The 16,031-nt window shown below is 47.2% G+C and carries 10 protein-coding genes; 6 read left to right on the top strand and 4 right to left on the bottom strand.

Going from position 1 to position 16,031, the window contains the following annotated elements:
• Positions 1–12: 12 nt before the first annotated feature.
• The 3 genes from CWC22_RS09145 to CWC22_RS09155 all read left to right on the top strand — a co-directional run bounded on the left by CWC22_RS09145 (position 13) and on the right by CWC22_RS09155 (position 6,364).
• A complete protein-coding gene (locus CWC22_RS09145) occupies positions 13–2,655 on the top strand; it encodes a glycosyl hydrolase family 18 protein (RefSeq protein ID WP_138536671.1) in 2,643 nt (880 codons plus the stop codon).
• 88 nt (positions 2,656–2,743) lie between these two features.
• Positions 2,744–5,500, top strand: coding sequence for an Ig-like domain-containing protein (locus CWC22_RS09150; RefSeq protein WP_138536673.1), 2,757 nt, complete (start codon positions 2,744–2,746; stop codon positions 5,498–5,500).
• Positions 5,501–5,650: 150 nt separating this feature from the next.
• Positions 5,651–6,364 (top strand): hypothetical protein, encoded by a 714-nt coding sequence (locus tag CWC22_RS09155; RefSeq protein ID WP_138536675.1) that lies wholly within the window; start codon positions 5,651–5,653, stop codon positions 6,362–6,364.
• A gap of 241 nt (positions 6,365–6,605) precedes the next feature.
• Here the strand turns inward: CWC22_RS09155 and CWC22_RS09160 are convergent, their stop codons facing one another.
• The 3 genes from CWC22_RS09160 to CWC22_RS09170 form a co-directional block, all read right to left on the bottom strand.
• Positions 6,606–7,013, bottom strand: a complete 408-nt coding sequence (locus CWC22_RS09160; RefSeq protein WP_010386095.1) for a phosphate ABC transporter substrate-binding protein — start codon at positions 7,011–7,013, stop codon at positions 6,606–6,608.
• A 10-nt stretch (positions 7,014–7,023) separates the two neighbouring features.
• Positions 7,024–8,097: a porin gene (locus tag CWC22_RS09165; protein ID WP_125559315.1), complete on the bottom strand. Its 1,074-nt coding sequence runs from the start codon at positions 8,095–8,097 to the stop codon at positions 7,024–7,026.
• Positions 8,098–8,280: 183 nt separating this feature from the next.
• Positions 8,281–9,900 carry a methyl-accepting chemotaxis protein gene (locus CWC22_RS09170; RefSeq protein WP_010386097.1) on the bottom strand — a complete coding sequence of 540 codons (1,620 nt, stop codon included), beginning with the start codon at positions 9,898–9,900 and terminating at the stop codon, positions 8,281–8,283.
• A gap of 576 nt (positions 9,901–10,476) precedes the next feature.
• Between CWC22_RS09170 and CWC22_RS09175 the strand changes: the two genes are divergently transcribed.
• Positions 10,477–11,676: a hypothetical protein gene (locus CWC22_RS09175; RefSeq protein WP_138536677.1), complete on the top strand. Its 1,200-nt coding sequence runs from the start codon at positions 10,477–10,479 to the stop codon at positions 11,674–11,676.
• A 10-nt stretch (positions 11,677–11,686) separates the two neighbouring features.
• Positions 11,687–12,091 carry a phosphate ABC transporter substrate-binding protein gene (locus tag CWC22_RS09180; RefSeq protein ID WP_010386100.1) on the top strand — a complete coding sequence of 135 codons (405 nt, stop codon included), beginning with the start codon at positions 11,687–11,689 and terminating at the stop codon, positions 12,089–12,091.
• Here the strand turns inward: CWC22_RS09180 and CWC22_RS09185 are convergent.
• Positions 12,088–12,819 carry a substrate-binding periplasmic protein gene (locus CWC22_RS09185; protein ID WP_138536679.1) on the bottom strand — a complete coding sequence of 244 codons (732 nt, stop codon included), beginning with the start codon at positions 12,817–12,819 and terminating at the stop codon, positions 12,088–12,090. The genes CWC22_RS09180 and CWC22_RS09185 overlap by 4 nt on opposite strands.
• 324 nt (positions 12,820–13,143) lie before the next feature.
• On the opposite strand from CWC22_RS09185, the gene CWC22_RS09190 reads away from it, so the two are divergent.
• Positions 13,144–15,945 carry a tetratricopeptide repeat protein gene (locus CWC22_RS09190; protein ID WP_138536681.1) on the top strand — a complete coding sequence of 934 codons (2,802 nt, stop codon included), beginning with the start codon at positions 13,144–13,146 and terminating at the stop codon, positions 15,943–15,945.
• The last annotated feature ends 86 nt before the right edge of the window (positions 15,946–16,031 follow it).

Here is a 16,031-nt window from a genome sequence, read left to right on the forward strand (position 1 = left end):
TGAGGAAAAAACATGTTTAATTATTTGATCAGTGCGGCTGCGGTCGCGTCAGCTTTATCTGTAGCGACAGCTGTCGCTGCGCCATCAACCCCGAGCATTAACTGGAAACCGCAAAATTACTCGTTTGTTGATGTAAACATATACGGCAGAGGCTCCTATAAACAGCTGATCCAGGCCAAAGAAGTAGTCGATATCGCCATCGAATGGAATGCCTGGTCGGGCAAAGGAGGAGACAGCTACAAAGTGTTCTTTGATGACAAGGTGGTTAATGAAGGGCAGCTGGCGAAAGGCACCACCAGCGGGGTGATCCGTTTCCCTTATCATAAATCAGGCCGTCATGAATTGCGCATCGCACTGTGTGATGCGTCCGGTTGCGCCACCTCTGCCAGTAAGCCGATAGTGATCGCAGATACTGATGGTGGGCACCTGGAGCCGCTTAAGCTAAACGTTAACCCAAATAACAAGCAATATGACACCGACCCCAATACCGTGGTGGGTGCCTATTTTGTTGAGTGGGGTATATACGGTCGTAACTTTGATGTGACTCAGATCCCGGCGGATAATCTGACTCACCTTCTGTATGGTTTTATTCCTATTTGTGGACCGAATGACTCGCTGGCAGAAATTGAAAATGGCAATAGTTTGCGCGCGTTAAAGCTGGCCTGTGGCAGCTCTGAAGATTATGAAGTGGTGATCCATGACCCCTGGGCTGCAGTACAAAAAGCCTTGCCAGGGATCAGCAGTAAAGATCCAATCCGCGGTACTTATGCACAATTAATGGCGCTTAAACAGCGTAACCCGGACCTGAAGATCTTACCTTCGGTAGGTGGCTGGACTTTATCCGATCCTTTCTTTGACTTTACGGACAAAGCGAACCGCGACACTTTTGTCAGGTCAATGCGCGAGTTTCTGACTACATGGAAATTCTATGATGGTGTGGACATAGACTGGGAATTCCCGGGCGGTGATGGTGCCCACCCAGACTTAGGTGCAAGCACGGATGGTGAAACCTATGTGTTGTTGATGAAAGAGCTCCGGGTGATGTTGGATGAGCTGGAAGCCCAGACAGGTCGTGACTATGAATTGACATCAGCCATTGGTACCGGTTGGGACAAAATCGAAGATGTTGATTATCGCGATGCTGCGCAGTACATGGATTACATCTTTGCCATGACCTATGACTTTTACGGTGGCTGGAACAACGAAACAGGCCATCAGACGGGCATTTACTGTGGTTCACACCTGAGTTCAGATGAATGTCAGGGTACTGGTATAGATGAGCAAGGAGAGGTAAGAAAAGGCCCCGCTTATACTTTAGACAATGCAATTCAGTTATTACTTAAGCAAGGTGTGCCCAGTGAAAAACTGGTGGTTGGTGCCGCTATGTACGGACGTGGCTGGGAAGGTGTTTATCCGAAAAATGCTCAAATTGCCGACAACCCGATGACCACGCCAGCCAATGGTAAGTTGCGTGGCAGTACGTCACAGGGCGTCTGGGAGGCCGGTGTTATTGACTATAAAGGGCTCAAAGCACACATGATAGGCAGTGATGAGCTAGGTATTAATGGCTTTGAAGTGGGTTATGACACCACAGCCGAAGCTGCCTATGTATGGAATCGTCAGACCGGAAAACTGGTTACCTATGATAGTCCGCGTTCCGTCAGAGCCAAGGGACAATATGTCCGTGAACATAACCTGGGCGGCTTGTTTGCCTGGGAAATTGATGCCGATAACGGTGATATTCTCAATGCGATGCACGAAGGGCTTGCCGGGAAAGTCACAGAGCCGGTGCCAGTGAACAAAGCACCAGTCGTCACTATGCCGACAAACCTGACATTGGCGGCGGGTGATATCTATATCCTGACTGTCGATGCGCGCGATCCCGAAGGTAAAGCACTGACTTATCGCTGGTCTGGTGATGCTCAACTGAATCTGCAAAGTGAGCATGACAGCGTTATCGTAACGGCGCCGAATGTCACTCAGGACGGAGTGTTTACGGTTACTTTGCAGGTTTCTGATGGGGTAAACCAGGTGCAGCGACAGGTCAAAGTGCTGGTAAAAGCGCCTGTGGTTGAAAATAAAGCGCCCGTCGTTGGTGACGTGGCGAGTATTAGCCTGGATGAAAAGTCCAGCAAAACGCTGACTGTAAGTGCTACTGATCCGGAAGGTAAAGCACTGAGTTATAGTTGGAATGTGCCTGGTCATGCAATCAGTGGCCAGGGCGTATCTGTCACCCTGACCGCCTCTGAAGTGGATAAAACACAGACTGTGACTGGTACTGTGACCGTGAGCGATGGTGTTCATGAAGTACAGCGTCAGTTTAACGTCACGGTGAAAAACCTGGCTGAAACGCCCGATCCGACACCTGGCGATGGCAAAACCACCTGGGATGCTAACACAGTGTATGTAGGCGGTGACAAGGTGTTTTACAAAGGCGTTGAATATCGTGCTCGGTGGTGGACACGAGGAGCAACACCTTCCAACGGGGGCGTGTGGCAGGAAATCATCCCAGACGACGGCAAAGTGCGAGCCTGGCGCAGTGACCTGGTTTATACAGGCGGAGACAAAGTGACACACGGTGGAGAAACCTGGCAGGCACGCTGGTGGACCCGAGGTCAGGCGCCTGGCAGTAACGGTGTTTGGCGCAAGCTATAAATTAACTCGCTCTTACGGATAATCCTTATTAGCGCAAGGATGCGTTTCCAACTGATAAATAAAAACAACGAACAATAAGAGTATAATCATGTACAAATTATCACCCGTAGCGTCTTTTTTTGCCGCGATGAGCGTGTTTGGTGCTACAGCCAGTACAGCACCAGTGAGTATCCATAGCAATCAGCAACTTGAGTCGCAGCTCATTGAGCAGTTGCAGCAATCTACGCGTTTTTTCCAATCTCGTCAGGCAGGCACGCAGCCAGACCTTGAATTTAAAACCCACAGCCGCAGCGAAGATGGCAAACACCTTCGTCGTAGCCAGTATTATCAGGGGGTCCGCGTACACGGTGGAGAAATTGTCACACACCATGATGCACAAAACCTGTTTAGTGTGTGGTTTTCACCTGAGGGGAATATCACTGGAGTCAGTGGCTCAGTGGTACCGGCTCCTAAGTTAGTTTCAATTGATGCGTCAATTGATGAAGAAAAAGCGCTGAGTAGCGCAAAGGCCAGTATCCAGGACCTGTTACTCACGCACGATGAGCAGGTTGAACTGGTGGTTTATCCGTACCAGAATAGCTTCAGATTGGCATACATGATCACTTTTTTTGCTGAGACTGAGCAAGCCCCCAGCAGACCGGAGTTTTTCATTGATGCACACAGTGCCGAAATCCTGAGTCATGTTGAGACCCTGACCCATGGAAAAATTGGTACGGGCCCCGGCGGCAATGAGAAAATCGGCCGTCACTATTACGGAGAAGATAAGCCCAAGTTTTATGCGACAGAGCGTGACGATGGACGCTGTACGCTGGCGCATGATGACATTCGTGTGATCGATATGGAGCATGACATCAGCAATACCGAGACCTTCGTGTTTGATTGTCATGAGAACCAGCATAAGTCAGTCAATGGTGCCTATTCTCCCCTTAATGATGCAATGTATTATGGTAAAGCGACGCTGGATATGTTTGATGACTGGTACAGCAGCCGCGCGCTGGAAGGCGATTTGGTGATGCGGGTGCACTACCGCGAAAATTATCTCAACGCGTTCTGGAATGGCAAAGAGGTGACGTTTGGTGATGGCAACTTGTCTCGTTATGGCGTATATCCTTTCACATCACTGGGCGTGGTCGCCCATGAAATTGCCCATGGTGTGACTTCGCAAAACTCAAAGCTGGTGTACAGCAGTATGTCTGGTGGGGTGAACGAGGCGTTTTCAGATATGACGTCGGAGGCATTGGAGTGCTTTCTGAATCAAGACGCTGATGGCAATTGTGAAGTGGATTGGTTAATTGGTGCCAGCATTTTCAAAAACCGCAAAGCGCTGCGATATATGGATGAGCCAACCAAAGACGGCAAGTCTATTGGTCATGCGGATGATTACACCATAGGGCTCGACGTTCATTACAGCTCAGGGGTATTCAACAAAGCTTTTTATCTGCTGTCTACCACACCAGGCTGGGGCGTAAAAAAAGCCTATGAGGTGATGTTGCACGCAAATAAACACTACTGGGTGTACAACGGTAATTTTGAGTCGCTGGCTTGCGGTGTAACGGATGCGGCCGAAGAGCTGGGTTACGATATCAAGGACGTTGGCGCGGCATTTAAACAGGTCGGCGTGTTTGCCTGTACAGAAAATAAAGCCCCTGAAATCACCATAACGAGCCCGGATGAGGGTGGACGTTTTAAGATTAGCTCAGCGCTGACTTTCAGTGCCGATGCGCAAGATGACTATGGTGAAGTTGCTAAAGTGACCTTTATAGTAAATGGTGAGCAATATCAGACATTAACCGAGGCGCCTTTTGAGGTGCGCTGGCAAAGCGATCAAACCGGAACGTATCAACTGAGTGCCGTAGTGGAAGATAATGAAGGCTTGCGCGTGACCTCTGAGCCTGTGCAGTTTACGTTAATCGATCCGAGCCAATGTCAGACACCCCAATGGCAGGAAAGTCAGGTCTATGTGCAGGGCAATAAAGCCGCCTTTGATGGCTATGAATACACCGCTAAGTGGTGGAATCGCGGTCAAAGTCCTGCGCATAATTCGGGTTCCTGGGGTGTATGGCAACGCGGCGTTGAGTGTGGCCTGACTCAGGAACAGCCAAACCAGGCACCTGAGCTGACTTTCTTGTCACCTGCAAATAACCTCGAAGTCACAGAAGGTAGCCGGGTAGCGGTGGCATTACGCGCTACCGACCAGGATGGTGAAGTGAAAGAGGTGCTGATCAGCGTGAATGGCCAGCTATTGACCGAACTTACCCGAGCACCTTACGCGTTTAATTTTAATGCTCAGCAAACTGGCGAGTACACCTTGAGTGCGGTTGCAGTGGATGATGACGGTGCGCGCTCTCATGTTGTAACACGCGCTATTAAAGTGACACCCAGTCAGGATAAGGCAAATGCGCCTGAGGTGGTTTTAACCAGCCCCAAAAATGGTAGTCAGTTTGCTCCTGAACAGCCCATTACGCTTCAGGTTCAAGCGTCGGATAAAGATGGTGATTTGGCTCAGGTCCGATATTTCATAAACGGCAAACAAGTTGCTAACAGCAATCTAGAGCCTTTCAGTGCGTCGACGACTTTGAGCGAGGCAGGGACCTACGAGCTGTATGCCGTGGCCAGCGATAAGAGCGGTTTGCAGACACGTTCAGCCACCCATCAAATTCGCATCAAAGCGAAGGCTCCAGGCTGCCGGACTGGTGGCTGGTCTGCTGGCACTGTATATACCGCTGGCGATCAGGTGAGCCATAACGGCAAACTGTACCAGGCAAAATGGTGGACACGTAATCAAGTTCCGGCTGATTACTCAAGCCGCTGGGCAGTGTGGAAAGTAATAGGGGTGTGTAAGTAATCAAGTTAAGGGCCTGAGTTTCTAATGTTTCAGGCCCACTTTATCTGTTGTTGCATAGACAGTAGGTAACATTAAATAACACGCAATTCGTTGTCACTATTATATATCCAGATAAAATGCCATTTGGAATTTGTTTAAGGAAACGTAATAGTGAAGACACGCGCATTCGTAACACTTATGCTTACAGGTATTTTGCTTGGCTGTGGTTCAGGTAGTAGTGAGACTACGCCTGATATAACAGGGCCTGTGAAGCCACCGAAACCGAGTGTAAAAAGCACTAAGATAGTCACTCAGGGATTTGAAGTGAGCATTTATAATCGACTGGCCGAGCAAGATGCAGATGCTCTTGAGTACAATCTAGATACTCCTTATCAGATGAATGAGTCTGTCACATATCGGGATGTTGTATTTCACCTTAGCACGCAAACAGAGTCGGTCAAATTGACATCCCTTGATAGATTTAAACCTTTTCAATTGATTTCTAAGGCTTATGCTCTGTCGCTTATGCCCCCTCAGACAGAAGAAAACATTGTGTCAATTGACATCACTTCGGCAATGGATTTTAGTCAGGAACATCCTTCTGGGAGCAAATTGAATGCGTTGTTTTCGGTGACTTATGATGACGCACTCAACAAATACTATTCTTATAAAAACGACACGAAAACATTTTTCACGGTTGATGAATTCTTACAGTATGGTCGCGATGGTGAGCCCTTGAACGCAGGCTTTAATCGCAATCTGGTGTTGAATACGGGGCCTGAGTATCCAGGAAACATGAGTTTTTACATTTCGATAGAATTGGATAATGGGAAAGTTTTCTCGTTAGAGACTGAAGAGATCGCCTTTAAGGTCCCGGACGAATAATGTAGGCGCATATGTGCCATTTGATCCTTACGAATGCCATACCTCTGATTTGTCAGAGTTTGTCCTTCGCTATATTTGATGAGTAAGAGGGTATCTATCATTCAACGCTGAGGGCAGGCGTAGTATGAAGTTTGTTTATGTAAGCGTTAATCTAAGGGGGCAACTTAATACTGGAGTTGCTGTGTAAAAGCCGGTTTATCTGAACCGGCTTAATACTGATTTACAAGTATTGTCAAAGCGTCTAAAACTGTTGTACCACTTTCACAGCATCAGTCACCGAATCGGAAGAGACAAAGCCAATTGTATCTGGGTTCGCTGAGACCATTTTGATGACTTCTGCGTCATTAGAAACTTCCTTGGGTGGCGTGCCTTTACCAGTAAAGATGAGTTTAGACCAATATGCTTTGAGCTGAGCAGAAGACTTATTGAGTGCCTTGCTGTTAAACTCGTCAGTGATCGGATTACCGGGTTCTTGTGATACCGGGATTGCTTTATTCCCATTGGAAAAAGACTTCTCTTTGCCAGTAAAAATACGGTTTATCGTTGAGGTATCAAAGCTACTGCCGTTGCTAGGGTGAACAATCACGGATACGCCAGCATAAGCGTTAAAAGCTGACGACAATAGCACTGCGTATATTAAATTTCTCATGTTATTTCCCCTAAAAAACCAAATCAACACCGAAAGTGAGTGATTCACTGTCGCCAGCTACTGCCAGTGCAGTCGAGTCATCTTCGACTTTGTCGTATTGTACTTTGAATGCTGCTGAAGGATGGAAATCCCATCTCACCCCGACGGCACGAGTATCATGTTTTTCCGGGTCGTCTCCATCTTTTTGTTCAAAATTGGAATACATAATGTATGGGGTGATAGTGTCAAAGCGATAGCCAGCACTGATCATGTAGGTATCTAAATCACCATCAAGGTCCAGTCGGTTAAACTCAGATAAGATAAAGACATTGCCAAAGTCTGCGTTGGCGGCGAGACCATAAAACTTGCCATCCCGGCTGTCTTTGCCGTTCCAAAGCTCAGGTTCACCATTACGAAAACGCTTGTTGGTATAGCGCATGTGGGTGACTCGTAACTCGAGCCAGTCATAGCTGAGTTGTACCACGCCGCCCAAAATATCTTCCCAAATCTCCCGGGTAGGGGTTTGGAAGAAGAATTCAGACAATAGTTTATTTTCTGTGTCGTCCTCACGTCCTGTGTACACGTTGGCAGAAATACCCCAATCTCCGATTGCACCGCTGTACAGCAGGTTGGCACCTTCATAATTAAATATCTGCCAGGTATAGTTGTCGGCAGGGGCCCTCATCCACACATACGCATACCCGACATCATAAAAATCAGAGTAGTAAAACAAAGGTAAACGCTTCTTACCGACCTGAAATGTCCAGTTGTCGTTTATTTCGTATGAGGCATAAGCCCATTCAAATTCTGCGTCATAATCATTGGCACCTCTGGCGACAATTTGACCTGTGACGCTCAAGCCTTCACCCAGATCGCTGCTTATCTGCAAACCGATCAGGGATTCTGGCGAAAAGGATAAGTCCTCTTTATAAGCGCTCACAATGGGATAGTCAGCCAGAAAAGTAGGTTCAAGACCGAACTGAGGGACACCCGAACCACTTAACACCTGACCACCGGTCATACTGGCGAACCCAGATATGTTAACTTCGGCGTGAAGTGTGGTTGATGCTAACGCTGTGACCAAGAGAGTATATTTTAGTTTCATGGATAGCTCCGCTAAACTCGTGTTGTTGGCACTGCTAAGTATAGTTATATACTCGAAAAAGAAAGGTTTTTTGATTAAATTATAAGCGCAATTTGGGGTTTTGTTTAGGGGGCACGATGCCGTGGCCACACGCATTGCGCCGGGCTGAATAGCCCGGCTAAAGCACTATCTGACTCGCTAAGTTTATAGCTTGAACTGGCTGGTCGCGGAAACTAACCGATCTGAAGCCTGATGTAGTCTGTGAGAAACATCATCCAGGTCAGTAAAGGATGCGTTAACCTGTTTCTGTCCTTCATTCATCTTTTCAATCGTATCGGCAACCTGGGCAGCAACAGAGCTCTGTTGTTCTGTAGCCGACGCAATTTGGTTGTTCATTAGCGTAATGTTGGCAATTTTACTTTGGATCTCTTCTAATGCCTGTCCGGCTTTTAGTGCTCTGGATTCATTGCTGCTTGCCTGTTCATCGGCCTGGCTCATCATTTTCACGCTACGTTCAGCAGCATTTTGCAATGAGTCGAGCATTGTGCGTATTTCTGTCGTCGCATCCCCTGTGCGAGAGGCCAGCGTACGCACTTCATCGGCCACCACAGCAAAGCCCCGGCCTTGTTCACCTGCTCGGGCAGCTTCGATTGCGGCATTGAGCGCAAGCAAATTGGTTTGCTCTGCGATTGAACTGATCACATCCAAAATGGATGAGACATTGCCGGTGCCTTTTGCAAGATCATTGACCGCCTCGGCTGCTTCGCCAATCTGTTGGTTCAGCTCTTTCGAGTTAGCAATGGTATCGGTTACCGCTGAAAGCCCATTATGTGCTTCTTGCTCGGTTTCATGCGCTGCGGTGTTCGCCGCAGATGCAGAGTCGCTTATGCTGTCGATGGACTGAATCAGCTCATTAATCGACTGTTGTGTTTGCGCCGCCTGGGCTGATTGCTGATCTGTCACTCTTCTTACTTTTTCAGTGCTGTGTACCAACTTTTCTGAGGTATCTAGGAGTGGTTGAGAGACGGACATAACACCATTAATAGCAGTAGTCAGTGTGTCCATAAATTTATTGAAGTTAAGCGCCGTGCGACCTAGTTCATCGTCACCGAGTACTTCAATGCGCTGATTCAAATCACCGTGTCCATCTGCCAGTTCACTTAATGAGCTACGTAGTTCATTGGCTGTGAAACTGATATTGCGAGCAACGGACAGTGCCACAATCACAAGCAGAATCGTCAGTACCACGCCTGACTGTATTGACAGCCACAATCCGTCATTACCACTTTCGTATGCCTTTCTTATGGTGCTCTGAAATAATTCGTCGACGCTTTTTTGATAGGCTGTCAGGCCGTTTTCAGCTTTTTCAAACAGGTCTGATTTTTGTTTCGCAAGCGTTGGAAGTGTACTGAAGTCAATGGTGTCATTGATCATACCTTGTGCAAGCCGTTCAGACAGCGTTTTGTATTCGGCAATGACTTCGAGCTGGTTTTTTATCAGTGTACTGTTTTCAACATCTAATACGCGCAGCTCATCGAGGTTTGCTTTCAGATCTTGCACTGTTTGCAAGGCCTGATTCATAACGTCGTTGTCAGCAAACGAGACCGCCTGACTGAACAGCTCATCTGCCCGACGGATGAGAACACTGTTAATTGTGGACAGTTGAACTGTTTTGTAAATTTGCCGTTCTAGCAGTACAAGCTCTTTTTGAGTGTTCTGGAAGGCAAAGAAATTAATGAGCAGGTTAGCAGTGAATACGGAGACAGACAGAGCAACAATCAAACTTATTTTGTAAAACAGTGGTAGGTTTTTAAACCAATGCATAACCGAGTTCCCCAGTATTAAAACACCAAACTATCAACTGAATGACTGCCTGTACCTGCACAGGCGCGATGCGAGTCCAACACAGTAACAAGTCTTAGCCATAAACGCCCAATTTGCCAATTGTTTGTAAAAATTAAATAAAAAAGGGATGACCTAGCCTGTCTTATATTGTCAGAGGTATTGTCAGAGGCTTGTATAGGTCTGTGTGTACGGCACTGTAATTTACACACCTTGCCCAAGCCTCGTGACTTTGTAGCAGTGCAATGTGACTTCAGGAACAAGTGGTTATATGTCTTTAACTGTATGAAATATAATGGCTTTAAACCTATATTAAATCCGCTTATCTCAGTATTCGTTGCTGTTAAGAGGCGCTCAGACGCATGGATGTTGTGAGAACAGGTTATGGTTAACCTGTACGTTGTCCTGTTGACGACAGCGTGAGAGGCTGACCAGAGCTGATATTACCTGCATCAGGAAATTAAAATATCCTTGCTAGCAAAAGGATTAACTTGCGCTACGGTTAAAAGGCGTTATGTAACTCTGCGCGCACTGAAAGACTAACGGGTAGGACTAACTATGAACTGTAATTATGCTTTGAAGTGGGTAATTGGAGGCGCGTTGGTGACGAGCAGTTTCGCCAGCTACGCCGACGTCGTATTTAATGGCTTTGCTTCTCTCAGGGCGACTGCCGCCGATAGTGATGGGGGCACGTCACCATTTGAGACACTTGAGGGGAATGGCGATATCTCGTTTTCTGACGAGTCTCTGTTTGCGCTTCAGGCACGAGCGGATCTGGGCGGTGGCCTCAGCGCGACTGTTCAGCTGCTCGCTGAAGGTAAAGGCGATTTTGACGCAGAAGCGAGGTGGGCGTACGTTAGTTACGAAATTAACCCACAGCATACTATCAGCATGGGACGCTTCGCCAATCCAAGCTTTTACCAATCTGAGTACCAAAATGTTGGCTATACACACAACTTTGGTCGTTTGCCCAAAGCGGTCTACATTGGATTTGATTTCACCACAATTGAAGGGGTGTCTTTAGACAGTAACTTTATTTTTGGCGATTATGCATTGTCGACCAAAGTACTGTACGGTAGCTGGCGCGGTACGACCTTTCTGGCCGCAACACAGCAGGACGAATCTTTTGGCTTTAAAGATGAACTGTCTGTAAGGCTAGAATTATCCAAAGACTGGTGGACCGTGTACGGTGGCTTTTTCATAGTCGAAATAGAAGGCGGTACGGTCGACACCAATGCGATCCTTGGAGGAGCTCAGGGAGCAATCGAACTGGCTAAGTCTCAGGGAGCAACAGAGCAACAGGTTCAGGCGTTTAAAGATGCGGTTGTTTGGGATGGCAAAAATGGCCTGTATGGTTACACCGGGTTTCATATAGATTACGACCGCATCATTCTGGATGTGGAATATGCCGACTATGGAGTTGAAGACTCAAGTGATGGATTTAATCAGGTCTGGTATACCGCAATTGGTTATCGTGTAGTCGATAATGTTATCGTCACAGTACATCACGAAAGGTTTTTGCAAGATAACAAAGACTTGGATTTCCTCAATGGCGTAGATCAGCCAACTTTGAGAGCGACCGGGGTTGCGATTCGAAATAACCTGGCAATGCGAGAATTTGATGGTGTCGGCCTGTCTGTCAGATACGATTTCCATCCTAATGCAGCGTTGAAGTTTCAGTATGTAAGCGGTGAAGACTCCCGGCCTTCAGTCGGAGACTATTCGATTTGGACCGCGGGCGTCGATTTGGTCTTTTGAGGGGAAAGTAATGAAAGCGATTATATTTACGGGCTTGATCGGCTTGTCTTCTTCATGCTGGGCTGTTGATGTCGTTGTCCATCCTTCAAATACGGCTGCGTTAGACAAGAATCAGATAGAGCAGATATTCTTGGGTAAGTTAAAAACCTTTAATGGTGCAGGTAAAGCCGTGCCAGTCAGTCAGTCCGATACAAGTGCTGCCAGTGAAGAGTTCTACAGCAAAGTGATCGGTCGCAGTGCTAGCCAGTTAAAAGCCTACTGGTCTAAGCTCCTGTTTACCGGTAAAGGACAACCGCCAAAAAAGCTGGCCAATGATCAGGAAGTGCTGGATATGGTGAAAGGAGACGCCAGTATTATCGGTTATGTTACCAGTGGTAGTGCGGATGACAGTGTCAGGGTTATCGCCTCTTTTTAACGTAACAGGTCATGAAACTGATCAACCACGTTTGAGTACAGGAAGCTTTGTTCCAGCAAAGCTTCCATGAGGCCTTCTTTCTGTGCTTTTATGATTGCGGCTTCCAGCTCTGATTTATAGGGCAGGCAGGCGCTTTGGTTAGAAAGCACTAAGTAAACAGGATTGATATGCACGGGCTCCGGGAGCATGGCCAGTGGCAGAACTTGCGCGCTGTAGAGGTTCAGCCAGCTACTGATGGCCTGCCACTGAGGCGCAATAAAGTAGTCGATACGTTTCATGGACAGCATCTTTAGTGCTTTCTCAACGCTGTCTGCAGTAGTGAGGGTAAGCTGAGTCAGGTCAAAGCCTGTGTGACTTTGAGTCGCTGATTTTTCGCCGCGCAAGGTAGCGCCTCTGAGCGGGATAAGCTCTGTCATGTTAGTGAGGGATATTTCCTCACGTCGATAGAATACACTGTGAGCTGAGGTGGTTAAGGCAGGCTTCAGGTAGGTAAACCACTCACGCGGATAGTCCGTACTTTGCAGCCCAACCAGCATGTCTATGTGGCCGTCTTTGGCCCATTGTATTGCCCTCAGCCAGGGCATAGGCTTAGTCACTTCAATTTGCGTGTGTGCAGGCAAAACTTGTCGTACAAAATCAAATCCAATGCCACGCAACTTGTCTTCATGGATAGCGTAACTAATTGGCGGGGCATCCGGACTGCCTCCCATGCGCATTAAGTTACACATTGCAAAGCTCGGAGCACTAACAAAAAAGCAAAACAAAAAGGTTGTTAAATTCGCATTATTCCACACAACTTTGCCAGATAAACGTGAGTACTTGCTGGTATAAGTTATAGCTCAGTTTCGGTGATTTTTCTTGATGAACTGTGCCGCATAAGGTGATTGATGCCTCACAAAAAAGGGTAATCAAGCTGTCAATGACCATCCAGGTCACTGGGAGCCTTAGAAGTCTGGTAGAGGCGGCAACGCAACTTCATTGAATTATACTAACATATTCAATAACAGAGATGAGCCTTCTTAACATCTGAAGTAAGGGAAACGGGTGGTTATATGTCCGAAAACACCGCTGATTTGAAATATCTGGTGTGCTTTGTTGTGTGCCTGACATTCAGTGTGGCCTCAGTCGCTCAAACGTCTTTATCGGCCGAGCTGATGGCAGAAAAGATAGCAAGCGCAGAAGGGGATGAAAAGGTTGAAGCAATTATAGACTTTGTTTCACAACATTCTCACTTTCATACCGCTCAGTCACTCGCCTATGGGCAGATTGGATTATCCCTTCTGGTGGACAACCCTAACGATGACCAAAGTGCTCGGCTATTGAGTCATCTGGCACGTGCTCATATTTCAAAACGTGAGCTCAGTCAGGCCAAAAAGTTGTCAGAGCGAGCGTATATATTGGCAGCACAAAGTCGTATAGAGGAAAATCAAATATTGGCCAAACTGGTCTCTGCGGACGTTGCTACGCGACAGCAGAATGTTGATATTGCGGAAGCTGATCTTGTTACCGCTATGCAGTTAGCAACGAAGATAGGCCATGACAGGTATCTCGCTCGCGCCTATCAGTATTCGGGTACGCTCAATATTCAGCGTATGCGTTTTGACGACGCCTTGGCTGACTTTCTTCACAGCCTGAACTTGTTCCGCAAATTACAGGATAACCACAGAGCATCTTCAGTACATCAAAGTCTGGCTTCTTTGTACAGAAGATTGAACCTCTATGAAAAGGTGTTGTTTCATCAAAACAAGGCCATCCAGATTGCAACAGAGCTGAATGATGAAAGAAAGCTGGCAATTTATTACAGTAACATGGGTACTTATTTTGAAGAGATTGATGACTTTCCCAATGCCATCGACATGCACCTTAAATCACTTGCCTATAAAGAAGCACTAGGCTATAGCATGGGCATGATCCACACCTACAATCGCCTCGGCTCTGTGTATCGGTTAGCGGGCGATTATAGCAATGCTGAAAGCAGCCTGATGGAAGCCTTGAATCTGAAACAAGCGACCAATCGCTTTGACACGAACATTTCGACCTATCTGGATCTGGGGCGTTTGTATATAGATACAGGTGAGCTGAAAAAAGCCGACGCGTATCTTAATAAAAGTTTGCCGCTGTATCTGGGCTCCCCCTGGGAAGACCGCATTGCTGAGATTTATCAGGCGTTTGCGCAGTTGTCGTTGCGGCGGGGAGCTACTCAGCAAGCAATCGGTGAGTATCTTAGAGCCATTGAAATAGCCACTGAACATCAAAGAGATGCCCGAGTGATGCAATATCAGCGTGAACTCGCGAAAGTCTACGAACAGGCCGGGCAACCTGAGCAGGCTGTTTATTATCTGAATGCCTATTTAGTGAATCAAAGTGTATGGGAAAACAGGAACAACCAGTATCGGCTTAGCGCATTAAGTGTCGAGTTCGATGTGGAAGAAAAGGAACGTGAAATTGCTGAACTGGTACAAGAAAATCGCATTAAAGACTTACAGATAGAAAAACAGGCATTTCAAAAGGGGGTCGTTTTTATTGCCTTGCTGCTGGTATTTGGCACTGTGTTTTTCTTGTATTTTTGGTATAGCAAGAATAAACAGCTAAAAATCGAGCAGCTGGCGTTAAAGCAGGTGAGTGGTGCTAAAGAGCGACTCAGTCTGGCGCTATGGGGGAGTGGTGATGAGCTATGGGACTGGGATTTGGCAGCGGGCGTGATTACACGAGACAACCAACAGAGTAAATTGCAACTACCTGCTGCCGAGGTTGGCTCTGATCTCAGCGTCATAAAAGCATCCGTACACCCTGAAGACTATCCTGAATTAGAACAGGCATTTAATAAGCACCTGGAGGGGGAAACAGAATTCTATGAAGTGAGCTATCGAGTGAAAACCACTCAGGGGGACTGGCTTTGGGTATTAGATCGGGGAAAAGTGACAACCCGGCATGAGAGTGGAGCGGCCGTCAGAGCGTGCGGTACAATCAAGGATATCTCAGCACTTAAGCGCACGGAGCTTGCTCTGGCTGAACTGAATAAATCCCTTGAAGAGCGTGTTGAGGAGCGGACCGAACGCTTAAAACAATCCCGGGATGAGCTGGCCAACACACTGGAAACGCTGACCAGGACGCAGTCGACGCTGGTCGAAGCACAAAAGATGGCCTCACTTGGGCGTCTGGTCAGTGGCGTTTCTCATGAGCTCAATACGCCTTTGGGCACTACGGTTACAGCCTGCTCAGTGCTGACTCAGGCGCTGTCTGGATTTAAGGACAAACTGGCGCAAAGCAAACTGACCTTAAGTGATACACACGCGTTTGTTGACGTGTCCGAGTCCAGTGCACAGCTGATAGAGAGCAATACAACGCGGGCGGCACAATTAGTAAGGCGATTTAAGCAGGCATCTGCCCACGAATACACCAGCAATCATGACCGTGTTGAGTTAAAGGTATTCCTTGATGCCTTTGTTGCGTGCCATGTTAGCAAATCAGTAAGCCTCAATGTTGACTGTCCCGCGTCTCTTACTGTGCGCTTAAATAAACAGGCGCTGGAGCGGGTGTTAGAAGACTTACTTATGAATGCGATACAGCATGGGTTTGATTCATCTTATGGGGACGTTTGGATCACATTAATATATGATGAAGCGCAGATTAAACTGAGTTTTAAAGATGCAGGGAAGGGCATCTCAGACGACACACTGGCACACATTTTCGAGCCATTTCACACCACCGCCCGGCACCAGGGTAATGTAGGGCTGGGTCTTTATATGGTGTTTAATTTGGTCACTTTTGTATTGAACGGGGAAATTAAGTGTATCTCGGGCCCTGATAAGGGTTGCCTGTTTGAAATGGTTTTTCCGGCAGAAATGACTTAGTCCGGGTTGCGACAAGGTCACCTTATTTTGTGGCAGATTTAAGCACACAGCGATTGACACACACGGATAAAATAGGTCACTGTGTT

It is taken from the genome of Pseudoalteromonas rubra (genome assembly GCF_005886805.2).
GTDB lineage: Bacteria > Pseudomonadota > Gammaproteobacteria > Enterobacterales > Alteromonadaceae > Pseudoalteromonas > Pseudoalteromonas rubra_D.